Source organism: Roseibium sp. FZY0029 (genome assembly GCF_036350355.1).
Classification (GTDB): domain Bacteria; phylum Pseudomonadota; class Alphaproteobacteria; order Rhizobiales; family Stappiaceae; genus Roseibium.
Window position 1 is genome coordinate 564464 of the sequence record NZ_JAZDVZ010000004.1, and the last position, 25485, is coordinate 589948.

Here is a 25485-nt window from a genome sequence, read left to right on the forward strand (position 1 = left end):
CCGGATAGCAGAAACGCAAAAGCCCGCAGCCTATGAAAGACTGCGGGCTTTTTACGTTTGATGTACAAGCCTCAGGCGACGGAGCGCTTGCGCACTTCCTGCAGGAAGGTGGCGACCTGATGGCGCAGCATCGAGGCGTTCTCTTTCAGTTGCTGCGCGGAGCTGTCGACCTTTTCCGCGGTATCGCGGGTGTTTTCGGCGGCCGCTGCAACGGTCTCGATGTTTGTCGTCACCTCAACCGTGCTGCGCGAAGCTTCGGTCGCATTGCTGGCGATTTCCTGCGTCGCGACACCCTGTTCCTCCACGGAGGACGCGATGGACGACGCGATCTCGTTCATGTTGTTGATGATCTCGGTCACCGAGGAGATGGCGCTGGCCGCATGGCCGGTCTCGTCCTGGATCGCCGTGATCTGGCTGGAAATTTCTTCGGTCGCCTTGGAGGTCTGGGTCGCCAGTTCCTTCACTTCCGCCGCAACGACCGCGAAGCCCTTGCCGGCTTCCCCGGCACGTGCTGCCTCGATGGTGGCGTTCAGCGCCAGAAGGTTGGTCTGCTCGGCAATCGCCTGGATCAGGGTCACGACCTCACCAATGCGGCTGGCGCTTTCGGAAAGGCCATGCATACGCTGGTTGGTGGCCTGGGCCTCTCCTGCGGCGCGTGCCGCGATCTCGCTGGAAGACTGCACCTGACGGCGGATTTCATTGACCGATGCCGACAGTTCCTCCGCTGCCGCGGCAACGGTTTCCACGTTGTGGGCTGCCTGCGAGGACGCGTTCGAAACACGGCCGCTCTGTTCCGTGGTCTGCGCGGCGACGCCCGTCATGTCGGCGGAAGCGGCCTGCAGGTTCTGCACGGAGCTGTCGATGATGTTGAGCATCTCCATGATCTGGCGGTCGAAATCGCCGCTGAGCTGCTGGATTTCGGCTCCCTTGCGGGCGGCATCTTCCTGGCTGGAATTCTGCTGTTCTTCAAGGTCGCGCCGGGCAGCTTCGTTGCGGACGAAAACCTCCATGGCGCTCGCCATCTGGCCGATTTCGTCGCCGCGGTCTGTGCCGTCAATGGTGATACTGGTGTTGCCATCGGCCAGCAGGCTCATGTTGTCGGTCAGCGCGCGCAGCGGGCGAACCGTGTTGCGGACGGCGACAAAGGCAATGCCGGTCGCAATCAGGGCACCAACAAGCGCCAGAGCGATGATCGAAGTGGCAGCGCTCCAGTAGGCAGCTGCGAGATCGTCAACGTAAACCCCGGTACCGATCATCCAGCCCCACGGCTCGAAACCGGAACCCCAGCTATATTTTTCAATCGGTTCTTCGCCGGCCGCGCGCGGCCAGTAATAGAGCAGCGAACCACCGCCGGCCTTGGCATCCTTGATCAGTTCGGCAACGATCTTCACACCCGTCTTGTCGGAGAAGTCGATCATGTTGGTGCCGACGAGCTTTGCATTCGGATGCACCAGGTTCATGCCCTGATAGTCATATGCAAAGACATAGTTGTCGCCTTCGAAGCGGATGGCGCCAATGGCTTCCCGGGCGGAGGCCTGTGCCTCTTCCCGGGTCATTTTCCCGCTTGCTTCCAGGCCATGGTAATAGGCGGCGATCGAAACCGCGCCTTCGGTGATTTCTTCAATCTTCTTGAGGCGTTCCGCGAACATCGCCGAATAAAGACTGTTGAGACTGACCACACAGATCGCGGCTGTGAACAGCAGAATGGTCGCGATCGGGAGGCTGATTTTCCAGGTAATGGGCCAACGGGCGAAGGACATGGTTAAGTGATTCCTATCGAACTCTGTTCGACAAGGTTTCCTCTTAATCATTCACCAAATGCTTAAAGTGATGAGGATTTTCTACCGCAAAAACAGATTATTATCCTGAAACTGTCGGGCAGTCCGGATTTCTACCAAGGATATAACCTGTAATTTTTTACAATATCATCCGATAATTATCTGCGGGCGCAGAAGACATCCCTCAATCCGGGGCGAGTCCAGGTTGCGTTCTGAAGCTGCCCCTTCAGCACGTGGCCCTGGGATTCGTAGTAGAATGTGTTGGTGCTGCCCTGGCGTTGCAGGGTGACTGCGCCATACCCCATTTCGGCAACGGTTGCGGACTGCATGTCCGGCGAGAACACGACATTCAGGTCAATGCCGGCGGTGCACAGATAGTCGGCCACGTTGGCCTGCGCCGTTTGCTGTTGCTGGAATGTCGGCTGGTTCGAGCCTTCGATGGACCCGGGAGGCACGGGGCCGGCCGGGAAATCGCCACCGGGCTGACCGTCGAAGCCGCCATTGCTGGGAGCACCCCAAGTGCCACCGCTGTTCAAGCCGTTGTTGTCGAACCCGTTGTTGCCGAAGCCATCGTTTCCAGGTGCTCCAAAATTGGCCGGCCCGTTGATCACGACTTCCCGGTACGGGGTTTTTGTCACGTAAATGCCCCGGCATTCTCCACTCGCGCCGCGCACGGTCCAGGCGTGGGACACATAAGTCTGCTGTTCCAGGATCTGTCCGGGCTCAAGTCGCGCATAGGGCCGCTCGCCGCCGCGATAATCCACCCAGTTGACCTCGATGGGCTGACGGCTGGCATTGCGGAATACGATCTGGCCGGGCCGGATGGCCTCGACGGACCGCACGCGGCCAGCCTCGGCGCAGGAAAGATCCGAGTTCGCTTCCTCGGCGCCGCTGCCGTAAGCGTCGTCGGATACGATCTGCTGGGGCTGGGAACAGGTGGCAACGAAGAGGCGCACCGGATTGGCGCTGCCTCTCAGGGAAACGTCGTGTGCAGGCAGGCCTTCGACCGCAATCGACAGGGCAGACTGCTTGATCATGGCCTCCCAAAGCGGATCGGTCATTTCGATGTTGACTTCCGGCAGCGACGTGCCGGCTTCATTGGCGCTGGACGAGCCGAAAGCATTGTAAACACTGTCGAATTCACCTGCCGTAATCCGCACGGCTTGCGGCATGCCTTCCAGAAGACCAGCCGGGGCCTGCTGGAACGTGATCTTGGCAAACCCGGACTGCGTGGTGCAATCGGCCCGGAAGTCCCGATCGTCGGTCTGCGGAACGGCATGCTGAAGCAACGTAGGCGTTCCGGGCTGCGTGCCGGGTTCCGCCAGCCACTCGCGCGCCTCGTTCGGGCTCACCAGAACCGGTTCGGAATTCGCCGCACCGGGATAACCGTCCCCGGTTCCCGCGTTGATGTCGTCGGGCAGAGAAGCGGTTTCCGTGCCTGGCGCGGAAATGGGTGTGTCGACCTGGTCGAGCGGCGGCAGGCCGCTCTCCTCGGCAGGCGGATCGATATCCTCAACGGACGGGCTTGGCGATCCGGCCGTGTTGGAGGCCGTCTGCGGTCCGGACGCAGGCCGGTCCTGCTGGGAAGATTGAGTTGCCTCCGAAGCATTGGAAACGGGTCCGGCTGCTGTGCCGGAAGTCGTGCCGACGACGCGGGCCACCGCGCCCGGCTTGCCATCGTTCGAGACGTCAACCACCAGCGTGCCGCCGGAGCAGAAGCTGGCGTCGCGATGCAGGACGCGGCTGTTTTCCAGAGTGACCTCGAGTTTGACGTCACAGGGCGGCAACTTGTTGTCGCTGCCCATCGTGTCGATGACAACGCCCTGGTCGTCACGGCTGATAATCGGCCGATACTTCTTGTTCACGGTGATCGAGCGGATGCCGGGCTGCGGCGGTTCCACGTTGATGCGCATGGTTTCGGGAACCGATTGAGCCTGTGCAGGCAAGACGGACATCATGAAAACCACGCTGCAGGCGGCAAGAAGGCCGGATTTCAGCGCAGGGGCAACTAGGGCATTGGCAGCATCAAGCCGCATAAGCGATCTCCGTGGGAGCGCAGGTTATCACCGTTTGGGAATACTTAGGCAAAGTGGCGGTCTAAGGGCAAGCCCGCAATGGCGGAAAACCCTGCCTTTCTCAGCGTGGCGCGCGCTTTGCCAGGATCCGTTGCAGGGTGCGTCGGTGCATGTTCAGCCGGCGGGCGGTTTCCGAGACATTGCGGTCGCACAGCTCATAAACCCTCTGGATATGTTCCCAGCGGACGCGGTCTGCCGACATCGGATTTTCCGGCGGCTGGGCCTTGTCTTCCGGCTTGCGAGCCAGAGCGGCGACGATATCGTCCGGATCGGCCGGTTTGGCCAGATAGTCGATAGCACCCAGTTTGACCGCCGTGACGGCGGTTGCAATGTTGCCGTATCCGGTCAGCACGATGGCGCGGGCATCCGGGCGACGCTGGCGAAGCTGCTCGATCACGTCAAGGCCGTTGCCGTCCTCAAGCCGCATGTCGACAATGGCGAATGCCGGTGCGTTCTGGGCGATCTTGCCCGTTGCGTCCTGAACACTGTCGGCGGTTTCCGTTGTAAATCCGCGTTTTTCCATGGCGCGCGCAAGGCGCTGCTGAAACGGCTTGTCGTCGTCAACGATCAGGAGGGTCATGTCCTCCGAAGTGTTCAAGGCAGGTGTCTGGTCCGTCATTGGCTCTACCGGTCTTATTCTTCCGTCTTCTCCTGCACCGCGGATGAAGTCACGGGCACAGCTTGCATTGTTTGCGCTTTATTGCCGTTATGGGGTGTAAAAGCCGTTTCGTCCACTCTGCCGTCCTGTTCAAACACCTGGCGCGGCCAGCTTACCCGGATGTGAGCCCCTGTCTGGGGCGGGGCAGAGTTTTCAAGATGCAGCTTCGCACCCGTGCGTTCCAGCAGGGTTTTGGCAATGAAAATACCCAGGCCAAGTCCGCCGCCCGTGCCGCGTTGCGGCGACTTTCCGCCGCGCACGGAAACGTAGGGGTCGCCGATCTTGCCCAGAATTTCGACCGAAAATCCCGGTCCGTCGTCCCGGATCGAGATCGAAAGCGTCGTTTCATCCCAGGTGGCGGACACATCGACGCGGGTCTTGGCGAAGTCGACGGCATTTTCCAGAAGATTGCCCAACCCGTAGCGGATCGCCGCGTTGCGCGTGCCCACCGGTTCGGCGCCGGTTCCGGTTCCGGTGGAGTGGATCGCAACGCCCGTGCCCCGGTGCGGATCGACCACATCTTCCAGCAATTGCGACACCGGCATGCGCTGGTAGGTCCGGTCTTCTTCGCTCGAAAGGCTGGTGAGCTGTCGCAGGATCGACCGGCAGCGCTCTGCCTGAGAGCGGATCAGGGCCACGTCTTCGCCTCTGGGGTCGCCGGCCTCGAATTCGTCCGACAGTTCCTTGGCCACCAGATAGATGGTGGCAAGTGGTGTGCCGAGTTCATGCGCGGCAGCGGTCGCCAGGCCGTCCAGCGCGTTGAGGTGCTGTTCGCGGGCAAGCACAAGCTCGGTTGCCGCGAGCGCGTCTGCCATCTGGCGGGCTTCTTCGGCCACGCGGAAAGCATAGATCGCCATGAAGCCGAGCGTTGAGACAAGCGCAATCCAGATACCGACCGAATAGACGATGGGAAGCGAGAAATCGGCGCCCACCGGCCAGGGCAAAGGCAGATGGAAGATCGCAACCAGGCTGGCGCAGGCAGTGGCCAGAATGCCAAGCAGGATGGTGTAGCGCGCCGACAAGCCTGTCGCGGACACCATCACCGGCGCCATAAGGAGAAACGCAAAGGGATTGCCGAGGCCGCCGGTCAGGAACAGAAGCCCGCTCATCTGCAGGATGTCATAGGCAAGTTGCAGGGCCGCGGCGCGTTCCGACAGGCGCATGGCCGAGGGCCAGCGGACCTTCAGGAAGATGTTGAGCCAGGCCGAGAGGGCCACCATGGCGAAGGCAGGCCCGGCCGGCATGGGATAACCAAGACCGACATGCACCACCAGAAGTGCCGCCGATTGGCCGCCAACGGCCAGCCAGCGCAGGCGGACCAGCGTGTCGAGTTTCAGGCGCCGGTGCGGCAGGGTAATATTGGACGTCGGTTGTTCGGGCATCTGGGCTTCTTGGAGAACGGGAACACACCCCTTTTGAAGCGGATTCCGGCGGCTGGCAAGGCCGGGGCTCTTGTGCCGACAAGGCGTAAGTGGTAGCCACCCGCTAACACGGTTGTCCGGATCACGCGGGCCGGCGGCCAGCCGGAGGGATTTAATAGCTCTTCATTTCAGATCAGCACCGCGCAACGGAATGAGATGATGACCGACACCAATGACGGCGGCGCGCAGCCGCAGGCGGAGAGCGCAGCAGCGCCGGGCATGCACATCCTTGGCCAGTACATCAAGGACCTGTCTTTTGAAAACCCGAATGCGCCGCGCTCCCTGGCGCAGGGCGATCAGCCGAAGCTCGACATCAACGTCAACGTCGGTGCCCAGCAGATCAGCGACGATCAGTTTGAAGTCGTCCTGACCCTGAACGCCAAGGCCGAGCGCCCGGACATGGTGATGTTCAACGTCGAACTGGTCTACGCAGGCCTCTTCAAGATCACCGGCGTGCCGAAAGAGCACATGCATCCGTTCGTGATGATCGAGTGCCCGCGCATGATTTTCCCGTTCGCACGCAACATCCTCTCCGAAGCGACCCGCAACGGCGGCTTCCCGCCGCTGATGCTCGACCCGATCGACTTCGCCCAGCTCTACCGCCAGAATATGGCCCAGCAGGCCGCCGCCCAGCAGGCGAGCGAGCAGAAGCCGAACTAAGGTCAGTCAGACCACAGTTTTACAGAACCCGTGCCGGGAAACCGGCGCGGGTTTTGTTTTGGGTGTCGGCTGTAAATCCATTGCGACTAAGAGATTTCCGGAGCCCCAGTGACTCAGCCCCCACATTTGCGTGGGGACATCTGCAGGGGTCCCTCACGCCTCCTCCAGCATCTCCCCCCAGCTTTTCGGAGTGTCGCCGTTGAGCGGGTTTTTCGGGGAGCGCTTGTAGCGGATGGTTTCCATGCGCACGGTTCTGGCGTCGAAAAGGATCATCCGGCCAACCAGCCCCTCGCCGGTTCCCGTCAGTTCCTTCAACACTTCCATCGCCTGCATGGCGCCGATGATGCCCGTCAGCGCACCCAGGATACCTGCCTGGGCACAGGTCGGCAGCAGGCCGTCACGCGGCTTTTGCGGGAAGAGGCACCGATAGGTCGGGTTGTCGGTGCCGTCCGGGCCGGTTTCATAGGGCTTCAAGGTGGTCAGAGAGCCGTCGAACTGGCCAACGGCGGCCGTGACCAGCGGCTTTTGCGCAAAGAAGCAGGCATCGGACACCAGGTAGCGGGTGTCGAAATTGTCCGATCCGTCCACCACGAGGTCATATCGGGAAACGAGCTGCATGGCATTGTGGCCGGCAAGGCGGGTGGGGTGCGGCTCGACCTTCACATTGGGGTTCAGCCGCGCGATCGCCTCAGCCGCACTGGCGACCTTCGGCTCGCCGAGTTGCTCGGTATCGTGGATTACCTGCCGCTGCAGATTGGACAGCGAGACCGTGTCGTCGTCGGCAATGCCGAGCGTGCCGACACCCGCGGCGGCCAGATATTGCAGGACCGGTGCCCCGAGGCCCCCGGCACCGATCACCAGCACGCGGGCATTCTTCAGCTTCTGCTGACCGGCGCCGCCGATTTCCTGCAGCACGATATGGCGGGCGTAGCGTTCCAGTTCGGCGGGCGAAAGCATGTCAGGTCCTGTCTGGCTGGTCTCGGGTACAGATGGGGGTGGAGCGGGCGGCTGGTCAAGCCCGCACCCGTTTGGGACAACCGGTATCCGGCAGGCTTATCCCAGGATACGGCTCACCAGCCGGGCGGTGTAGTCAACCATCGGGATCACCCTTGCATAATTCAGCCGGGTCGGCCCGATGACTCCGAGAACGCCGACGATGCGCTGGTTGCTGTCCCTGTAGGGCGACACCACAAGGGAGGAGCCGGACAGCGAGAACAGGTTGTTCTCCGAGCCAATGAAGATGCGCACGCCGTCGCCCTTTTCGGCAAGTCCGAGAAGCTGAATCAGGTCCTTCTTGCTTTCCAGGTCGTCGAACAGCAGTCGGATGCGCTCCAGATCTTCAACCGCGTCCAGATCGGTCAGGAGATTGGATCGGCCCCGCACGATCAAGGTGCCCGGATCGGTGGCGCTTTCGCCGCCCCAGACCGCAAGTCCCGCATCGATGACTTTCTGGCTCAGAAGATCGAGTTCGGCCTGGTCCGCGTCGCGTACCCTTTCCAGTTCGGATCTGATTTCCGAGAGCGTCCTGCCCTTGATCTGGGCATTCAGATAGTTGCTGGCCTCCACCAGCGCGGACGCCGGCAGGTCGCCCGGCAGATCGACAACGCGGTTTTCGACGGACCCGTCTTCGCTGACGAGGATCGCCAGGGCTTTCAGCGGCTCGATGCGCACGAATTCGATGTGTTTCAGCCGCATATCCGACTTGTGCGTCAACACCACACCTGCGCCCATCGACAGGCCGGACAGCATCTGGCTGGCTTCCGTCAGCACCTGCTCGGCGGAGTTCGCCTTTTGCGAGGCCCGGACCTGCGCATCGATTGCCCGGCGTTCGTCCTGGGTCAGGTCGCCCACTTCCAGAAGGGCGTCGACGAAGAAACGAAGGCCGATTTCGGTCGGCAGCCGCCCCGCACTGGTGTGGGGCGAATGCAGGAGGCCCAGATGTTCCAGATCGGACATCACGTTGCGGACCGAGGCAGGCGACAGCGAAATGCCGAGCTTGCGCGAAACGTTCCGGGACCCGACGGGCTCGCCGGTCTCCAGATAGGTTTCCACGATCGAACGGAAGATTTCACGGGATCTCTTGTCGAGGTCGCTGAGGCTCAAGGCTTGTTCTCCGAATGTGACCACTCACCGGGGCCGGCCGGGATTCCATGAAAGATATAGGCGCAAATGGGGGCTTGCGTGAAGTATCACAACGCAAGGCCTTTACGGCGGAGGAAGTTGGGGTCTACAAGGCCTCAACGAATACACTGGAGAAACGGCGGTTTTTCCGGAGCGAAAGTCGAAAGGGATATGCATGCGTCCGTCCAAACGCGCAGCCGATGAACTCCGTGCGGTCACGCTGGAACGTGGGGTCTCCAAACATGCCGAGGGTTCTTGCCTCGTCAAGTTCGGCGACACGCACGTCTTGTGCACCGCCAGCCTGGAAGAGCGGGTTCCGCCGTGGTTGCGCGGCCAGAACCGTGGCTGGGTGACTGCCGAGTACGGCATGCTGCCACGCGCCACGGGCGACCGCATGCGCCGCGAAGCCAGCGCCGGCAAGCAATCCGGCCGGACCCAGGAAATCCAGCGTCTCATCGGCCGGTCACTGCGCGCCGTCGTCAATCTGGAAGCGCTCGGCGAAAACCAGATCACGGTGGACTGCGACGTCATCCAGGCCGACGGCGGCACCCGTACAGCCTCCATCACCGGTGCCTGGATTGCCCTGCGCGACTGCATCGAGTGGATGAAAGCCCGTGACATGGTCTCCGGCGAGGTTCTGAAGGATCATATCGCCGCGATTTCCTGCGGTATCTACGAAGGCACGCCGGTGCTCGATCTCGACTACGCCGAGGACAGCACAGCCGAAACCGACGCCAACTTCGTTCTGACCGGGTCTGGCGGTATCGTCGAAATCCAGGGAACGGCCGAAGGTGCGCCTTTCTCGGACGAGGAATTCGGCAAGCTTATGGGCCTTGCCAAGCTGGGCATCGGCAAGCTGGTCGATCTGCAGAAAATGGCCATTCTCTAAGGGCGCCGAACCATGAGCCACCGCAAGCTGGAACCGGGCAAACTTGTTGTCGCAAGCCACAACAAGGGCAAGATCCGCGAGATCAACGAACTGCTTCAGCCTTACGGCTTCGACGTGATCTCCGCCGGAGAGCTGGACCTGCCGGAACCGGACGAGACGGGCGTCACGTTCGAGGAAAACGCGGCCATCAAGGCCCATGCGGCGGCCAAGGCTTCGGGCCTGCCGGCGCTGGCCGACGACAGCGGGTTCTGCGTGGCGGCGCTGAACGGCGATCCGGGCATCTATTCCGCGCGCTGGGCGGGGCCGGACAAGGACTTTGCGATGGCCATGCGCACGATCGAGGAAAAGCTGCAGTCGCTGGGCGCAACGACGGACGACCAGCGCCGCGGCTCCTTCGTCGCCGTGCTCTGCCTGGCCTGGCCGGACGGCAGCGAGGAATATTTCCGCGGCGAAGTCGACGGACAGATCGTCTGGCCGCCACGCGGAACGCAGGGCTTCGGCTACGATCCGATTTTCCAGCCGGACGGCCATGAGCGCACCTTCGGCGAAATGACGTCTGAAGAAAAGCACGGCTGGTCGAAGGACGGATCCGCCCTGTCACACAGGGCGCGGGCATTCCAGCTCTTTTCCGCCGGCTGCCTGGAAGGATAATAAGACGTGACTGGTGTGGGGGCAGCCGAAGGCGGCTTCGGTATTTATATTCATTGGCCGTTCTGCGCGGCCAAATGCCCTTATTGCGACTTCAATTCCCATGTCCGTCATCAGCCGGTCGATCAGGCCCGCTTCGCGGCCGCCTTCGAGCGGGAACTGTCCCATTTTGCCGATCTGACCAGGGGCAAAAAGGTTCAATCCGTGTTTCTGGGCGGCGGTACGCCGTCGCTCATGGAACCGGCGACGGTCGACCGCATCCTGAAAGCGGTTTCCGATCGCTGGTCGATGGATGAAAATGTCGAGATTTCGCTGGAGGCCAATCCCTCGTCTGTCGAGGCTGAACGCTTTCGCGGCTACCGGGCCGCAGGTGTGAACCGGGTCTCGCTGGGCGTGCAGTCGCTCATCGATACGGATCTGAGGCTGCTTGGCCGCCTGCATGATGCACGCACGGCCCGCACCGCCATCGAAACCGCACGTGCCACGTTCCCGCGCCTGTCGTTCGACCTCATCTACGCCCGCCCGGGCCAGACACTGGCCGGCTGGGAGCAGGAACTGAACGAGGCCATCGCGCTCGCCGCCGATCATCTGTCGCTCTATCAGCTCACGATCGAGGAAGGCACGCCCTTCCACACGCTGTTTCATGCAGGCAAGCTGAAGGTGCCGGATCCGGATTTGGGCGCTGAATTCTATGAACTCACGCAGAATGTGACCGCCGCTGCCGGCCTGCCGGCCTATGAAGTCTCCAACCATGCCCGCCCGGGCGCCGAATGCCGGCACAATCTGGTCTATTGGCGCTATGGCGATTATGTCGGCGTCGGCCCCGGTGCCCACGGCCGCATCACGGTTGGTGTCAGCCGTCTGGCGACCTCAACCGAGCGCCATCCGGAAACCTGGCTGGAAAACGTCGAGAGCCACGGCCAGGCGTTGGTCGAAAACGCCGGCCTTTCCCAAGAGGAGCAGGGCGATGAGTTTCTGCTCATGGGCCTGCGCCTGACCGAGGGCATCGACCTGAAACGCTATGAGCGCTACGCAAGCCGCTCCGTCGATCCGGCCAGTCTGGCCGCGTTAATCGAGCATGGCATGGTCGAAGAAATCGGGGAAAACCGGATTCGGGCCACTCGTGAAGGTTTTTTCGTGCTCGATGCGGTGGTTGCAGATCTGGCTGCCTGAGCCGCTTTGGAACGTGGTTTGTATAAAGCTACCAAATTGATTTAAATGTTCTATTGCGTCTTTTGCATTGCACAGTGATTTGGTGCGAAAGTGTCTTTTGCCGCGATCCTCAGCACTTAGGCGCGTATTCAAATACCAATTAGAAGTATTGCGGGCTGCAACAGGCATAGCTATCCTGCTGCAATGCAATACAGTGCGTAAGAACACACGGGCCGAAAAATGTTCATGAACAATGCTAATAGGGCCGGCACCAGTTGGTTCAGCAAAGGAGAGACGTCTTTGCCGTTTTACCACCTTTACGAACTGAACCACGCCGCGATGGCGCCTTTCAGAGCTTTGGCCGACATGACCCGGCTTTACTTCCAGAACCCGCTCAATCCGCTGACGCACACCAGTTACGGCCGGTCCATTGCCGCTGGTTGCGAAGTGCTTGAACGCACCACGCGCCGCTATGGCAAGCCGGAATTCGGGCTGAAGGAAACCACCGTCAGCGGTGTGCGCGTTCCTGTGCGTGAAGTCAGCGTCTGGAGCCGTCCGTTCTGCGACCTGATCCACTTCGAACGCGGCGTGACCTCGCACCGCAACGATCCCAAGATCCTGATCGTCGCACCGATGTCCGGCCACTATGCCACGCTGTTGCGCGGCACCGTGGAAGCGCTGATGCCCAATGCGGATGTCTATATCACCGACTGGATCGACGCCCGCATGGTGCCAATACAGGAAGGCAAGTTCGATCTGGACGATTACATCGATTATATCATTTCGATGCTCCATTTCCTGGGTCCGGACACGCATATTCTCGGCGTCTGTCAGCCCTCCGTGCCTGTGCTGGCGGCTGTTGCGGTCATGGAAGACCGCGAAGACCCTTATGTACCTTCCACGATGACACTGATGGGCGGGCCCATCGACACCCGGGTCGCTCCGACCGCCGTCAACGATCTGGCGGTTTCCAAGGGCATCGACTGGTTCAAGAACAACGTCATCATGAAGGTCCCCTTCCCGCATCCGGGCTTCATGCGGGATGTGTATCCCGGCTTTCTGCAGCTTTCCGGCTTCATGAGCATGAACCTCGACCGGCACGTGACCGCGCACCGGGACTTCTTCCAGCATCTGGTGGAAGGTGACGGCGACAATGCGGAAAAACACCGCGACTTCTATGACGAATATCTCGCCGTCATGGACCTGACCGCCGAATTCTATCTGCAGACCGTCGAGACGGTCTTCATCGAACACGCGCTGCCGAATGGCACCATGGAGCACAACGGCCGTCTGGTCGATTGCGGCAAGATCACCCGCACCGCCCTTCTGACTGTCGAAGGCGAGAAGGACGACATCACCGGCCGCGGCCAGACCAAGGCGGCCCATGCGCTCTGCACCAGTCTGGACGAGGACATGAAAGCGCATTACGAGCAGCCGAACGTCGGTCACTACGGTGTCTTCAACGGATCGCGCTGGCGGTCGGAAATAGCGCCTCGGGTGATGGACTTCATCCGCTCCAACCGTACGGACCTGCGCAAGCCCGCCGCAAAGGCACCGGCTGCCAAACCCGCAGCCACGGCCCAAGCCCCTGCTGTTGCCGCACCGGCGGCGAAAGCGACAGCCGAACCGGCTGTAAAGGCCGCTCCCGCACCTGCCAAGGCCAAATCGGCCGCCAAAACCACCGGCAATTCTCTGGAGAGCATCCTCCTGACCCAGCCCGACGGTGCCGCGGACGATCTGAAGTCGATCAGCGGTGTCGGCCCCAAACTGGAATCCGCGCTCAACGAAGCCGGGATTTTCCACTTCTGGCAGATTGCCGGTCTGACGGAAGAACAGATCGAAGCCCTGGACACCAAGCTCGATTTCCGTGGCCGTATTGCCCGGGACAACTGGATCGAGCAGGCCCGCCAGCTTTCCGAAACGGTGAGCTGAACGTCGTATCGGTAAAGGCACCCGCCCGGGTGCCTTTCGCCGTGCAGCGATAACTTGTCCCAAAAAGTCCGGTTTCTGGCGGCAGCCCCTCCGCTGCTATTGATTCTGGCCTTTCGGCCAAATACAAGTGCCGGTCAGACAGCGAGGCCGGAGGTTTCTGTAGTGCTCAATATTTTTATTGGTTTCGATCCGCGTGAAGCGATTGCCTATCATGTTTGCGCCAACAGCCTGACCCGGCTTTCAAGCGACGTGCTGGCGATCACGCCGCTGTCGCTGCACAACCTGAAGACCTACAACGAGACCCACACCGACGGGTCCAATCACTTCATCTACACCCGTTTTCTGATCCCGAGCCTCATGAACTACAACGGCTGGGCGCTGTTCATGGACGGCGACATGATCGTTCGGGACGACATTGCCAAGCTGTTCGCCATGCGCGACGAGAGCAAGGCGGTGATGTGTGTCCATCACGACTATCAGACCCGGCAGACCACCAAATACCTCGGCTCGAAAAACGAGAACTACCCGCGCAAGAACTGGTCCAGCGTCGTACTGTGGAACTGCGGCCACCCGGCCAACAAGGTGGTGACGCCCGACTTCGTGATGAATGCGACCGGCGCCCAGCTGCACCGGTTCACCTGGCTGGACGACGACCTCATCGGCGAACTGCCGAAGGAATGGAACTGGCTGCCGGATGAATTCGGCCCCAACCCGGATGCGAAACTTCTGCATTTCACGCTCGGCACGCCCTGCTTCCACGAATATGCCAACGCCCCGATGGCGGCCGAATGGCACCGCGAGAAGCTTCTGGCGAATTATTCGGCGCAACATGTGATCGACGGTCCGTTCGACTGATCCGTTTCCCCTTTTACTTATGAATCAATGAATTAAACCCGGCCCGCATCCTCGCAGGCTGGGTTTTTTGGTGCCGGTTTTCTGTGATCCCGGTCACGAATCCTTGAAGGCGAATGCGATCATCCCCACTTGGAATGACGTGGATGTCTGAAATGGATAGGACGATGACAACAGCTAAAAGTTGCATGATCAAACCTGCCTGGACGCCGGTAACTATCGGCCTGATGGTGCTGGGGTTCGTGGCATTCTGGCCGCTTGGCCTCGCCATGCTTGCCTACATTCTGTGGGGCGACCGCTTTGAAGGCATGCTCCGCGATGCAAAAGATCAGTGGCGGGGCAGCCCGCTGAAGGGAGCCTTCGAGCAGATGAACACGACTTCCCATGCCCGCACCGGCAACGTCGCCTTTGACGACTATCGTGAGCGTGAACTGAAGCGCCTGGAAGAAGAGCGTGCCAAGCTCGATACCATGCGCGCCGAGTTCGACGATTTCCTCCGCGAATTGCGCCGTGCGCGCGATCAGGAAGAATTCGACCGCTTCATGGCCAATCGGGGCCGCAGCAACGGCAGCGAAGCCGCACCGTTGTAACGTCTCACCTCCTCCCGGACGGTCCCCGAAGGCCAGACCAAGAGCGGCGCCCGCAAAGGCGCCGCTTTTGTCCGTTTCGGGGCAGCCAGATTTGCTTCTGTTCCGCCGGCTTCCGGAAATTCAAAACGTCGCCGCTGTCAGAATTGCCGCAAAATCGCGCGCAAGTTCGCTAAAATCGAGACAACTGATTCGTTGGACCTTCGCCCTTGATGTTTCTGCGCGCCGGCAAGAAATCGCTGCCCGACCATATCGAGATCCAGACCGGTGCCAGCGCCGTGCGCATCCGTCTCAAGGCCAATCCGCGTGCGCAGCGGTATCTTCTGCGTCTGCCGGCAGACCGCTCAGGCCCGGTGCTGACCGTGCCCAAGGGCGGAGATCTTGCCCGTGCCGAGCGGTTCGCGCGCCAGCATATCGACTGGCTGATCGAGCGGCTGCAGGACAGGCCGGACCATGTCACCTTTCTGCCGGGTGAAACCGTGCCTTTGCGCGGCGAGGACCACGTCATCGTGCCAACCGGAAAGCTGCGCGGGCTGATCACCCTGGGCCACGACGAGATGGAACTCCCGGCGCTGTTCGTGCCGGGCGCGGACGATCACATCCCACGCAAGGTCACCACCTGGCTCAAGGAACAGGCCCGCGCGGACCTTTCGGCCCGCACCGCCGTTCACGCGGCCACGATCGGCAAGAAGATCGCCGCCATCAGCATCCGCGACACCACCAGCCGCTGGGGTTCCTGCGCTTCCAACGGACGGCTGTCCTTTTCCTGGCGGCTCATTCTGGCGCCGCCGGAGATCCTTGATTATGTCGCCGCCCATGAAGTGGCGCATCTGAAGGAAATGAACCATTCGGCGCGTTTCTGGCGCCTGTGCGAACAACTTGCTCCGCAAACGCCGCGCGCCCGCGTCTGGCTGAAGCAGAACGGTGTCCGCCTGCACGGATACGGCTGACCAAGGCCTGCTTTCGAGTTCATGCCGCCAAACCATCCGGACCGAAAGGCAGGGTCCGGCAAAACCAGTTGCAAACACGTCAGAATATGCTTCGATCTCCCTGGGGAAGCTGGGAGAGGCAACATGATAAACTGGAAATATCCGATCCGGGCGGTCACGCTCGTCTTGCTTGGCTTTGTCTTGCCGGGCCTGACCTTCACCGGTCAGGCGATGGCCGATAGCTGCTGGAACCACAACGGTTCGCTCATGCGCCTGCAGGCGCAGGGCAATCAGCGCTGGCTGTCATACGAAGTGCCGAAACCCGGTCTGCGCAATGCGGGCGTCCAGCGCGGCACGCTGCTTTTCAACGGGGCCAAGAACGGCAACTGGTATTCCGGCACGGCCCGGGTGTTTTCCAAATATTGCCCGGGATCACCACTGGAATATTTCGTCGAAGGCCCGGTTCGCGGCGACCAGCTTCAGGTCACGGTCACCGGAACCCGGGAAGTCTTCAACAAGTGCCGCCCGACCGGCCGCTACACCACCGACACGCTGGTGTTCACCTACAGCCATCAGTGCTGAGGCGGAACTTACCGACATTTGCCGCAAGATTTTCTGGTGTCTGGAGCACGCGGCCCATCCTTCGAGCCAGCGCTCACGCGCTTCCTCAGGATGAGGCTGACGGGTGCTGCAAACCTCTGCGACTGAATATATTGGACTTCACCTGTGAGTGTCTGGCCCGAAAGGGGGCCCGGAAATGCTGACAGGGCCGACTGCTTCAACCCCATTGTCATCCCCGCCAAAGCGGGGATCCAGTAAACTCATGAGCTCGCTTCATAGACTTCATTCTTACCTTACGGAGCCCTGGGTCCCCGCTTTCGCGGGGATGACACCTGAGAAGAGCGTAAGGTCGTGTCAGGAACCAAGACGACTGCGTCCTTTGTCCCTTACCAGTCAGGCCTTCAGGATGAGGGCGGTGTTTGCGGAAAGCAGCTGAAGATCAACATATGCATCCTCATCCTGAGGAAGGCTGAAAGCCTGTCTCGAAGGATGGGCTGCACATTCAGTCGACACACCCTGGCGGGAGACAGAACACCACCGGGAAATGCTTTGAACATGGCCGTCCGGGCCATGAGCTATCGTCTTTGCTATCAGCCGCCGCCAAAGAGATTGCGCAAGAGGTTCAGCGGGCCACGGCGTTCGCCGTTGCCTTGGCCGCCGCCAATTGGGGCTGGCGGGATCGGGTCGCTGCCGGAGCCGACGGTTTCCACCGGGCCCGGTTTGCGCGGGGCGGAGACGGTTGCCGGCACATCCGGCACGCCGGGCAGGTCCGCCACGGGCAAGCCTTCATGGGCGGCGTCCATCACCTCTTTCCAGACGGTTGCAGGCAGTCCGCCCCCGGTTGCCTTGCGGGTGGGCGAATTGTCGTCATTGCCCAGCCAGACGGCGGTGGTCAGATTGCCCGTGTAGCCGATGAACCAGGCGTCGCGGAAATCCTGGCTGGTGCCGGTCTTGCCACCAGCAGGGCGGCCGCTGTCCAGCCGCGCCTTGCGGCCAGTGCCGGTCAACAGGGTTTCCGACATCATCATGTTCATTTCCCCGACCAGCCGGCGGTCGATCACCCGGCCGCGGCCATCGCCGGAGCGCGAGTAAAGCGTCTTGCCGTCCACGGTCTGGATCCGCCGGATCACATGCGGCAGCACGCCATAGCCGCCGTTGGAAAACGGCACATAAGCGCCGGCGATTTCCAGCGGGGTGACTTCGGAAGTTCCAAGCGCGATCGACAGGTTGTTCTTCATTTCCGAAGTGACGCCCAGCCGCTTGGCGGTGTCGGCAACAGTGCCCGCGCCAACCTCATAGGTTAGCTGTGCGGCCACGGTGTTCAGCGACAGGCTGAGCGCCCGTGTCAGCGTCACCGGGCCATAGTAGTCCTTGGAATAGTTCTGCGGCGACCAGTTGCCGAACCGGACCGGCTGATCCTGGCGGATGGACTGGGGCGACAGGCCGTTTTCCAGTGCGGCCAGATAAACGAACGGCTTGAAGGACGAGCCCGGCTGTCGTTTGGCATAGACCGCGCGGTTGTACTGGCTCTTGGAATAATCGGCCCCGCCGACCAGCGCCTTCACGGCACCCGCCGTGTCCAGTGTCACGACCGCACCCTGGGAAACGCCGTATTTCTCGCGGTTTTCCTTCAATGCGCCGCGCAGCGCCTGCTCGGCGGCGCGCTGCATTTTCGGATCGATGGTCGTGTCGACAACGATGTCGGTTTCGATCGAGCCGATGAAATGCGGCAGCACATCCATCACCCAGTCTGCGGCATAATTCTCGCTGGCGGTTGTGTAGCGGCGCACCACCTTGGCGGGCGCGGCCAAAGCGTTCTTCGCCTCGTCGCCGGTGATGTAGCCTTCCTCATGCATGGCGGCGAGCACGAGCTGGGCCCGGTCCTCGGCCAGATCCGGGTTGCGGGCGGGGGAATAGCGCGACGGCGCCTTGAGCAGGCCTGCGATTGTGGCCGCTTCCGGTATGGTCAAAAGCCGGGCGGACTTACCGAAATAGCGCCGGGCCGCGGCATCCACACCATAGGCGCCGGAGCCGAGATAGACCCGGTTCAGGTACATTTCCAGGATCTCGTCCTTGGAATATTCGGCCTCCAGCCAGAAGGCGAGCACCAGTTCCTGGATCTTGCGCTTGATCGTGCGATCCTGTTCCAGGAACAGGTTCTTGGCAAGCTGCTGGGTCAGCGTCGAGCCGCCTTGTTGCAGGCGGCCGGAGGTGAAGTTGGTATAGACGGCACGGGCGAGACCGACCGGGTCGACACCAAAATGGGAACGGAAGCGCCGGTCTTCGATGGCGATCACGGCATTGGGCAGATAGGGCGGCAACTGTTCCAGGCGAACGGCTTCCCCGCCGGTGTCGCCACGGTTTGCCAGCAATTCGCCATTGGCGGCGACGATCTTGACGTTGGGCGGGCGCGCTGGAACCTGCCATTCGGAGGTCGGCGGCAGAAATGCGGCGTAATAGCCGACCAGACAAACGACGGCGATGGTGCCCCAGATGCCGAGCACCATGCTCCAGTAGAAGCCACGCTTGAGAAAACGGCCGAGTGCGGTCGGTGCCTGAAACCTGTTTTTCCGCTTGGCCTTGCGCCGCTTGGCACCGGAGCGGCCACCGCCCCTTCCGTTGCCGTTCTTGGCCGTCTTGCGGGTGGAGGACGCGGTTTTTTTCTTGGCCGGTGCCTTGCGCGTCTTGCCCTTGCCGGATGACTTGGAAGAAGGCGCGGCCGGGCGGTCCTGCGGGCTCAAGCGCAGGTCGAGCAGGCTGCTGCCTGAATTTCCGAATGTCGGTTCAACACGCGGCTGGCGTTTCGCCCGAGGCGCCATTGATCCTCCGTCCCCTAACTCCGTACCAACCAGGGTTGGCGTTATCCGGCAAGCGCCGGTTTCCCCGGAGATGAGCTTAAATTGCGGCGATTTAAGGGGGCGTTAAGGCTACGGGTTTTTGCAAGGGAGAGGCGGCGTCCTGTTCAAGGGACGCAATCAGACCCAGGCCCGACGGGAGCCCTGTCAGAGCGCAGTGGAAAGGATCTTACCTTCCCGATCCCGTCGTGCGCTTTGCCCGGCCGGGATAACAAGGGAAAGCTTGGCAGCTACAGCCGGATTTAGCTGGAGTAGCGGCTTGCGTCGGCGCCATAATAATTGACGTAGCGCGTATTGAGTTCGGACACCGGCATGATGATCAGAACATCCGTGGTGCCGAACTGATGATCGATCACGGCACCATCGCCAATGAACGCGCCAAGGCGCAGATAGCCCTTAACCAGAGGCGGCAGGGCTCGCAGCGCTTCCTTGGCGTTGAGTTCCTCGGCCGGCATGCGGTTCATTTCCACGTATCTGTCTTCCACAGCACGCACGCGCCATTCTTCCGGGGCGCGGGCGTTGTGATGCAGGAAGGCAAGCTGGCCGGCGATGGCATCCGGATTGGTGCTTTCGATCGAGGCACAGCCAAGCATGACATCGATATTGTGGCGCAGCACATAGGCCCAGATGCCGTGCCACAGCAGCTCGACGGTTTTCTTGTTGCGGTAGGGCTTCAGCACGCAAGAGCGGCCGAGTTCCATGAAGCGCTTGCCGGGGTTTGCGTCGATCAGCGACTGGATGTCGTATTCGGCGGCAGTATAGAAGCCGGTGTGCTGATCGGCGATTTCCTGGCGCAGGATACGGTAGGTGCCGACGATCTCGGGCTTCAGCCGGCCCAGCTTGTTGCGCTTGAGCGAATCATGGTCGACCACGAGCAGGTGATCGCAATAGGCATCGAAAGGGTCTGCATCGCGGCGCGTTGCCAGCGTGTGCGCGTCGGCAATGGCCGACATTTCCTCATAGAAAACCTCATAGCGCAGGCGCTGCGCCTTCTTCACTTCCTTGAAATTGCGGGCCATCCGCACTTCCAGAGAGCCAATCCGGCCAAGCGTTTCGCCGGTTTTGACCGGTGTTCGCAGGGCGGGCCCGATGCGCTGTGTGTTGGGAAGGTTGGCGTCCGGACGCATTGCCGGTGTAAATTTTCTGACCAGTTTCCTGGGAGAAAAAAGCCCTTGCCGCATTATGGACATTCCACCCTCGTGTATTCCCTTTTGGCGCACCTTACAGGTTTCACAGGTTGTTGTCTGTTTCACCTGCCAAATTACCTTTGCCGGAACAGGAAGTCCGATCCCGGTCAGTGTGCTTCAAGCTTGCCGTAGAACATACTATTCCGACAGCTGGATGACACTCGGTATTTTGCGCCGTGTTTTCCAGGGGCGAGCTTAGCCCACTCTTGCAGCTTTGTGAATTTTCACGAACGCCGGCGGCAACGTTTCCGTTTGCAGCTTGTGCTTGCCACACCGGAAACGGCTTCAGCTTCGGCTGACTTCGGCCAGAGCGTCGGAAATCGCTTCAACGGAAAGCGGCTTGGTCAGATAACCGGCAGCCCCCACTTCGGTGGCCTTGTCCCGTGCGTCTTTCATCACGTCGGCGGTCACGATCAGCACCGGCACATTGGTCCGTCCGGCCGCTTGTTCGTCCTCGCGAATCTGCCGGATCGCCTGAAAGCCGTCGAGACCGGGCATGTGCAGATCCATCAGGATCGCATCATAAGCGCCGCTGGCAGCTTCCTCGACGGCCTTTTCACCGTCGATTACCATCACCGGCACATGGCCGAGCTTGCGCAGCATGGCTTCGCTCAACAGCCGGTTGATGTCGTTGTCTTCTGCCACAAGCAGGCGCAGCGGCCGGGCAGGCACCTGGTAGCGATTCGGCAGGAAACCGTTGCTGACGGGCTCCGCGCTTGCGTCCCAGGCATGTTCCATGCCTTCGTCTTCCAGAAGGCCGGAAAAAATCTGCACTAGGGTCTCGATCCGCACCGGGCGAATGAGGTAGGCAGCATATCCGGCTTCCCGCAGATGCTCCAGGCGCTCGCGCTCCGGCGGGGCAATCATCACGACGGCCGGGGCCTTGCAGCCCGTCAGGCGGGCGGAGGCCAGCCAGCCGCCGCTGTCGGACAGGGCACCATTATCGACAACCAGGAGGTCGGCTTCGGCCAGTGCGGCGTCGAGATCCGAACTGCCCGGCGCATGTACGCTCACATTGGCCGCATGATATTTCAGCCGTCTGGCCAGCAGCGGGCATTCGATCTGGCTGGCGCTGACGAATACGATCCTGCGGCCTTCGAGCTTGGCCAGACGCGGATCCGTGTCGGCGACAAGGGATTCCGGGATCGGCAGGGACACGCGAAACTGCGCGCCGCCTTCTCCGGCGGGCTGTGCCGCGATTTCGCCTCCCATCAGGCCGGCAAGCCTCTGGGCGATGGCCAGACCAAGGCCGGTTCCGCCAAATTTGCGCGCCGGGCCATGGTCGACCTGTTCGAATTCCTGGAACAACCGTTCGGCTTCGTGTTCATCAAAGCCGATGCCGCTGTCGCGCACATCAATATCCAGAAAACCGCCGCCGTCCGGATTGGGACGTCCGGTCAGCTCCACCGCGACACCGCCCTCATCGGTGAACTTGATGCCGTTGCCGATGAGATTGTAGAGGATCTGGCGAACGCGGGTGGCGTCCAGCGTCACCTCTTCCGGCAGGTTGGGATCGAGCATCGAGCCGATTTCAAGCGACTTGGCGTGGGCCTTTGGCGCAAGCAGTTCAACGACGCTTTCCACCAGCGCGCCGACCCGCACAGGGGCTGCCTGGATGTCGAGCTTGCCGGCCTCCACCTTGGAGAAGTCGAGCACTTCATCGATCAGGAGCAGCAGCGTTTCGCCCGAAGTTTCCAGCGCCTCGATATAGGCACTCTGTTCCTTGGTCAGGCGGGTGTCGCGCAGGAGCGCGGCCATGCCCAGCACACCGTTGAGCGGGGTACGGATTTCGTGGCTGACGGTCGCCAGGAACCGCGATTTCGCTTCGTTGGAGCTTTCCGCCGAATGGCGGGCGGCCAGCAGTTCTTCTTCGATCAGGCGCCGCTCGGTGACATCGCGCAGAACGGTCTGCACGAGCTGGCGATCCGTTGCAGTGTCACGCACCGGAATGTCGATGCGCGAGAACCAGCGCGGGCCCTGCGCGGTGTCGATATGCAGATCCTGGAACCCCATGCCCGGTGTCGTCTTGTCCAGCGCCTGCGTCACGGCGCTTTCAAAGCCCACTTCCTCAAGCAGCGGCAGATGCAGGGTCGCACCCGGCTGCAAGGCGTGCCCGAGCCCGAACACATCGTCAGCAGCCGAGTTGACGTAGGTGATGATGCCGTCCTGGTCCCGCCGCACAACAACGTCGCCAAGCGTTGCCAGGATGCTGGCATGACGTTCGTCGGATTCGCCCAGTTCCCAGGCACGGTCTTCCAGTTCCTCGCAGCGGGCCATCAGACGGCGGATCTTGTCGTCTTTCACCTGAAGCGCCTGGACAGATCGCTGCATGTCGTCTGCAAACAGACGCCAGACGGCCAGTCCGCCTGAAAAGAAGGTCAGGCCAAGGCCCAGAAACCGGTTCAGGCCCTCGCCGGAAATCATGACGAAACCCGCAGCAAGGCCGACGATCATGCCGGCCAGGGCAAGGTGCTGCAGGGATTTGGCAGGCGCTGATACGGGAGCATCGGTCGCCCGGCGGCCTGGTCCTACTTCTGGCCCGATATCGGAGCTGGCGTCATCGTCGCGGCGGGTTTTTACGGTGTTTAGATAATCGTCGGTAGTCAAGGTGTCCGCGGAAGAAAGCTTTTGCTCTTCGACGAAGAATTTCTCCTGCGCGTCATCGGCTTCTGGCGCGGCTTTGGCCGCGCGTTCGCTGTTTTGACTGACCAAGATAACTACTCTCTACAAGATCCTGTTGTCTTGAGAGTGCGATGTAAACTTTGAGAAACCGTTTCATCAGCCGATAAAAAAGTAAATCGGCGGTTTCCTGCCCCGTTCAGATCCAGTCCTTCAACACCGGATGGGTCTCGACACTGGCAATTCCGTCAAGGGCAGCAATGCGGTTGCGAAGCCCGGCGAGGTGTTCCAATGTCCGGGCCCGCGCCAGCAGCACCATGTCCCGGTCGCCGGAAATCGAGCGGCACTGTCGAACCTCCTCGAATTTTGAAACCACCGGCGCGATGGCAGCGCAGGTTGCCGATCCGGTCCGTATCCAGAGATAGGCTTCGATTTCAGCCGGGTCGGGATCGCTGATCCGTATCGTATAGGCGCGGATGATGCCGCTTTCTTCCAGCTTGCGGACCCGGGCCTGAACACTCGATCGGGCGAGCCCAACATGGGCGGCCAGCGTTTTCACAGGTGTCCGGCTGTCGGCTTCCAACAGGTGCAGCAGGGTCCGGTCGATAGCATCCATGGGGTTTCTGTCTTTGTCCTGTGTGGCAAGCGGCCGCCGCCCGCCGCCCACCGGCAAATGACCGATTGAACCGGTCAAATTGCCGGGAGAAACGGCTGCCTGTCCGCGATAGCACCCTTGAGCGATTTTGCAGCGGGAGAGTTCCATGGATTTCCATCTCGATACAAGCAGCTTTAAGGCCGAAAAAGCCTGGGGGTCGCGCCTGATCGGCGAACTGGACGGCATCACGGTGCGTCTGCACTGGACCGACACGCCCTACAAATGGCACGTCAACGACGGCCCGGAAGTCTTCGTCGTTCTTTCCGGCACGGTCGACATGCATTACCGCGACGCCGGAGCTGAAAAGGTCCAGCGCCTGACCGAGGGACAGATGTTCTTCGCTAACGACGGCGATGCCCATGTGGCCCATCCGGTCGGCGAGGCACGGGTGCTTGTTGTCGAGCGCAAGGATAGCGTTTGACGAGGAAGGTCACGGGGTGGATGCGGTGGGAGAACGCCTGCTGCCTGACTCGGCTGGCAAGTTCCTGCCTGCCGCGAAGACAGATCAGCGGGTTCTCGACCTCGCCGCTCGCCCGTCATTGCAGCGCTTGAGCCTGCAATCCATGCCGAGCCTTTTCCCCAAGGCAAGGCTTTGCCGGGTTGAACCGTACCGGCATGGACCCCATGGTCGAGCCATGGCGCGGCGGAGTTGAGGCCAGATCTGGGCTCACCGTCCAGGCATCCTGTCCGCACAGTACGTACCCAAACAAAAACCCGGCAGAAACCTGCCGGGTTTTCAGGATCTGGTTGGTGCCGCGACGTCTTACCGGACGTCGAGGAAACCGATGATCTTGCGAACGTCCTTCAGAACCGGTTCCGCGATGGCGGAGGCCTTTTCGGCGCCTTCCTTCAAAATGGCGTCGATCTGGGCCTTGTCGTCCATCAGGCGGCGCATTTCGTCGGTCATCGGCGAGAGTTTCGCCACCGCCAGGTCGGACAGGGCCGGCTTGAAGGTGGAGAACTGCTGGCCGCCGTATTCCTTCAGCACATCGGCCTTGGTTGCGCCGCTGAGGGCAGCATAGATGCCGACAAGGTTATCCGCTTCCGGGCGGCCTTCCAGGCCGTCGGTTTCGCTCGGCAGGGCGTCCGGATCGGTCTTGGCTTTCTTGATCTTCTTGGAGATCGAGTCCGCGTCGTCCGTCAGGTTGATACGCGACAGGTCCGACGGATCGGACTTCGACATCTTCTTGGTGCCGTCGCGCAGCGACATGATCCGGGTGGCCGGGCCTGCGATCATCGGCTCGGTCATCGGGAAATAGAGATATTCCGGCAGTTCCGGCGAGGGTGTCGGGTTCGGAATACCGATATCCAGTTCCTTGATCCGCTCGGCAAAGTCGTTGTTGAACTTGGCGGCGATATCGCGGGTCAGTTCCAGGTGCTGCTTCTGGTCATCGCCGACCGGAACATGGGTCGCGCGGTAGGCCAGAATGTCGGCAGCCATCAGGTTCGGATAGGCGAACAGGCCAACGGAAGCGTTTTCCTTGTTCTTGCCGGCCTTTTCCTTGAACTGGGTCATACGGTTGAGCCAGCCCATGCGCGCCACGCAGTTGAAGATCCAGGCAAGTTCGGTGTGTTCGCGAACCTGACTCTGGTTGAAGATGATCGATTTCTTCGGATCGATACCGGCGGCCATATAGGCAGCGGTCACTTCACGGGTTGCCTGGGCAAGCTCGTGCGGATCCGGAAACCCTGCGGTGATGGCGTGGCTGTCGACGACGCAGAAGATCGTCGGCATCTGGTCCTGCAACGGGACCCAGCGCGAAACGGCGCCCAGATAGTTGCCAAGATGCAGATTGCCTGTCGGCTGGACGCCGGAAAAGACACGGGGCTGGAACTCCGCCATTTCAGATCCCTTTGATGGTGCGGCCGGTTGGAAGGGCGCTATGAATGTTTGGGCGGGCCGGGT

At 61.3% G+C, this 25485-nt stretch carries 21 protein-coding genes; 10 read left to right on the forward strand and 11 right to left on the reverse strand.

Annotated elements, in window-relative coordinates; translation table 11 throughout:
• Positions 1 to 71: 71 nt before the first annotated feature.
• The 4 genes from V1T76_RS14320 to V1T76_RS14335 all read right to left on the reverse strand — a co-directional run bounded on the left by V1T76_RS14320 (position 72) and on the right by V1T76_RS14335 (position 5893).
• Positions 72 to 1760, reverse strand: a complete 1689-nt coding sequence (locus V1T76_RS14320; RefSeq protein WP_330561322.1) for a methyl-accepting chemotaxis protein — start codon at positions 1758 to 1760, stop codon at positions 72 to 74.
• A 176-nt stretch (positions 1761 to 1936) separates the two neighbouring features.
• A complete protein-coding gene (locus tag V1T76_RS14325) occupies positions 1937 to 3814 on the reverse strand; it encodes a VHL beta domain-containing protein (protein ID WP_330561323.1) in 1878 nt (625 codons plus the stop codon).
• Positions 3815 to 3914: 100 nt separating this feature from the next.
• Positions 3915 to 4472: an ActR/PrrA/RegA family redox response regulator transcription factor gene (locus tag V1T76_RS14330; RefSeq protein WP_006940216.1), complete on the reverse strand. Its 558-nt coding sequence runs from the start codon at positions 4470 to 4472 to the stop codon at positions 3915 to 3917.
• 14 nt (positions 4473 to 4486) lie between these two features.
• A complete protein-coding gene (locus V1T76_RS14335; protein ID WP_330561324.1) occupies positions 4487 to 5893 on the reverse strand; it encodes an ActS/PrrB/RegB family redox-sensitive histidine kinase in 1407 nt (468 codons plus the stop codon).
• Between the two features lie 198 nt (positions 5894 to 6091).
• Here V1T76_RS14335 and secB point away from each other — a divergent pair, with 198 nt between their 5' ends.
• Complete coding sequence (gene secB, locus V1T76_RS14340; protein WP_330561454.1) at positions 6092 to 6592, forward strand: protein-export chaperone SecB; 501 nt, start codon at positions 6092 to 6094, stop codon at positions 6590 to 6592.
• 153 nt (positions 6593 to 6745) lie between these two features.
• Here the strand turns inward: secB and V1T76_RS14345 are convergent, their stop codons facing one another.
• Together V1T76_RS14345 and hrcA are read right to left on the reverse strand one after the other, a co-directional pair.
• Positions 6746 to 7549 (reverse strand): HesA/MoeB/ThiF family protein, encoded by an 804-nt coding sequence (locus V1T76_RS14345; RefSeq protein WP_330561325.1) that lies wholly within the window; start codon positions 7547 to 7549, stop codon positions 6746 to 6748.
• 96 nt (positions 7550 to 7645) lie between these two features.
• Positions 7646 to 8719, reverse strand: coding sequence for a heat-inducible transcriptional repressor HrcA (hrcA, locus tag V1T76_RS14350; RefSeq protein ID WP_442970119.1), 1074 nt, complete (start codon positions 8717 to 8719; stop codon positions 7646 to 7648).
• 169 nt (positions 8720 to 8888) lie between these two features.
• On the opposite strand from hrcA, the gene rph reads away from it, so the two are divergent.
• From rph to V1T76_RS14390, 8 genes are all read left to right on the forward strand, one after another.
• Entirely contained in the window at positions 8889 to 9602 is a 714-nt protein-coding gene (rph, locus tag V1T76_RS14355) for a ribonuclease PH (protein WP_330561327.1), read from the forward strand.
• Between the two features lie 12 nt (positions 9603 to 9614).
• Entirely contained in the window at positions 9615 to 10253 is a 639-nt protein-coding gene (gene rdgB, locus V1T76_RS14360) for an RdgB/HAM1 family non-canonical purine NTP pyrophosphatase (RefSeq protein WP_330561328.1), read from the forward strand.
• Between the two features lie 15 nt (positions 10254 to 10268).
• Positions 10269 to 11423 (forward strand): radical SAM family heme chaperone HemW, encoded by a 1155-nt coding sequence (gene hemW, locus V1T76_RS14365; RefSeq protein ID WP_330561455.1) that lies wholly within the window; start codon positions 10269 to 10271, stop codon positions 11421 to 11423.
• A gap of 279 nt (positions 11424 to 11702) precedes the next feature.
• The gene (phaZ, locus tag V1T76_RS14370) at positions 11703 to 13334 is read left to right on the forward strand and encodes a polyhydroxyalkanoate depolymerase (protein WP_330561329.1); all 1632 of its coding nucleotides are present in this window, start codon (positions 11703 to 11705) and stop codon (positions 13332 to 13334) included.
• Positions 13335 to 13496: 162 nt separating this feature from the next.
• Entirely contained in the window at positions 13497 to 14189 is a 693-nt protein-coding gene (locus V1T76_RS14375) for a glycosyltransferase (protein WP_006940230.1), read from the forward strand.
• Between the two features lie 164 nt (positions 14190 to 14353).
• Entirely contained in the window at positions 14354 to 14776 is a 423-nt protein-coding gene (locus V1T76_RS14380; protein ID WP_330561330.1) for a DUF2852 domain-containing protein, read from the forward strand.
• 209 nt (positions 14777 to 14985) lie between these two features.
• The gene (locus V1T76_RS14385) at positions 14986 to 15723 is read left to right on the forward strand and encodes a M48 family metallopeptidase (RefSeq protein ID WP_330561456.1); all 738 of its coding nucleotides are present in this window, start codon (positions 14986 to 14988) and stop codon (positions 15721 to 15723) included.
• A gap of 123 nt (positions 15724 to 15846) precedes the next feature.
• Positions 15847 to 16284: a hypothetical protein gene (locus V1T76_RS14390; protein ID WP_330561331.1), complete on the forward strand. Its 438-nt coding sequence runs from the start codon at positions 15847 to 15849 to the stop codon at positions 16282 to 16284.
• Between the two features lie 569 nt (positions 16285 to 16853).
• Here the strand turns inward: V1T76_RS14390 and V1T76_RS14395 are convergent.
• The 4 genes from V1T76_RS14395 to V1T76_RS14410 form a co-directional block, all read right to left on the reverse strand.
• A complete protein-coding gene (locus V1T76_RS14395) occupies positions 16854 to 19082 on the reverse strand; it encodes a transglycosylase domain-containing protein (RefSeq protein WP_330561332.1) in 2229 nt (742 codons plus the stop codon).
• Between the two features lie 278 nt (positions 19083 to 19360).
• Complete coding sequence (locus V1T76_RS14400) at positions 19361 to 20299, reverse strand: GNAT family N-acetyltransferase (RefSeq protein WP_330561457.1); 939 nt, start codon at positions 20297 to 20299, stop codon at positions 19361 to 19363.
• Between the two features lie 291 nt (positions 20300 to 20590).
• Complete coding sequence (locus tag V1T76_RS14405) at positions 20591 to 23017, reverse strand: hybrid sensor histidine kinase/response regulator (RefSeq protein ID WP_330561334.1); 2427 nt, start codon at positions 23015 to 23017, stop codon at positions 20591 to 20593.
• Positions 23018 to 23123: 106 nt separating this feature from the next.
• The gene (locus V1T76_RS14410; protein ID WP_330561335.1) at positions 23124 to 23540 is read right to left on the reverse strand and encodes an Lrp/AsnC family transcriptional regulator; all 417 of its coding nucleotides are present in this window, start codon (positions 23538 to 23540) and stop codon (positions 23124 to 23126) included.
• Between the two features lie 145 nt (positions 23541 to 23685).
• On the opposite strand from V1T76_RS14410, the gene V1T76_RS14415 reads away from it, so the two are divergent.
• Positions 23686 to 24000, forward strand: coding sequence for a cupin (locus V1T76_RS14415; protein WP_330561336.1), 315 nt, complete (start codon positions 23686 to 23688; stop codon positions 23998 to 24000).
• A 342-nt stretch (positions 24001 to 24342) separates the two neighbouring features.
• Here the strand turns inward: V1T76_RS14415 and trpS are convergent, their stop codons facing one another.
• On the reverse strand, positions 24343 to 25422 hold the full coding sequence (trpS, locus tag V1T76_RS14420; RefSeq protein WP_330561337.1) for a tryptophan--tRNA ligase: 1080 nt from the start codon (positions 25420 to 25422) through the stop codon (positions 24343 to 24345).
• Between the last annotated feature and the right edge of the window lie 63 nt (positions 25423 to 25485).

Coding starts and splice junctions, on each gene's coding strand:
- V1T76_RS14320 (WP_330561322.1), bottom strand. CDS start 1,760: ATGTCCTTCGCCCGTTGGCCCATTACCTGGAAAATCAGCCTCCCGATC.
- V1T76_RS14325 (WP_330561323.1), bottom strand. CDS start 3,814: ATGCGGCTTGATGCTGCCAATGCCCTAGTTGCCCCTGCGCTGAAATCC.
- V1T76_RS14330 (WP_006940216.1), bottom strand. CDS start 4,472: ATGACGGACCAGACACCTGCCTTGAACACTTCGGAGGACATGACCCTC.
- V1T76_RS14335 (WP_330561324.1), bottom strand. CDS start 5,893: ATGCCCGAACAACCGACGTCCAATATTACCCTGCCGCACCGGCGCCTG.
- secB (WP_330561454.1), top strand. CDS start 6,092: ATGACCGACACCAATGACGGCGGCGCGCAGCCGCAGGCGGAGAGCGCA.
- V1T76_RS14345 (WP_330561325.1), bottom strand. CDS start 7,549: ATGCTTTCGCCCGCCGAACTGGAACGCTACGCCCGCCATATCGTGCTG.
- rph (WP_330561327.1), top strand. CDS start 8,889: ATGCGTCCGTCCAAACGCGCAGCCGATGAACTCCGTGCGGTCACGCTG.
- rdgB (WP_330561328.1), top strand. CDS start 9,615: ATGAGCCACCGCAAGCTGGAACCGGGCAAACTTGTTGTCGCAAGCCAC.
- V1T76_RS14380 (WP_330561330.1), top strand. CDS start 14,354: ATGACAACAGCTAAAAGTTGCATGATCAAACCTGCCTGGACGCCGGTA.
- V1T76_RS14385 (WP_330561456.1), top strand. CDS start 14,986: ATGTTTCTGCGCGCCGGCAAGAAATCGCTGCCCGACCATATCGAGATC.
- V1T76_RS14390 (WP_330561331.1), top strand. CDS start 15,847: ATGATAAACTGGAAATATCCGATCCGGGCGGTCACGCTCGTCTTGCTT.
- V1T76_RS14395 (WP_330561332.1), bottom strand. CDS start 19,082: ATGGCGCCTCGGGCGAAACGCCAGCCGCGTGTTGAACCGACATTCGGA.
- V1T76_RS14400 (WP_330561457.1), bottom strand. CDS start 20,299: ATGCGGCAAGGGCTTTTTTCTCCCAGGAAACTGGTCAGAAAATTTACA.
- V1T76_RS14410 (WP_330561335.1), bottom strand. CDS start 23,540: ATGGATGCTATCGACCGGACCCTGCTGCACCTGTTGGAAGCCGACAGC.
- V1T76_RS14415 (WP_330561336.1), top strand. CDS start 23,686: ATGGATTTCCATCTCGATACAAGCAGCTTTAAGGCCGAAAAAGCCTGG.
- trpS (WP_330561337.1), bottom strand. CDS start 25,422: ATGGCGGAGTTCCAGCCCCGTGTCTTTTCCGGCGTCCAGCCGACAGGC.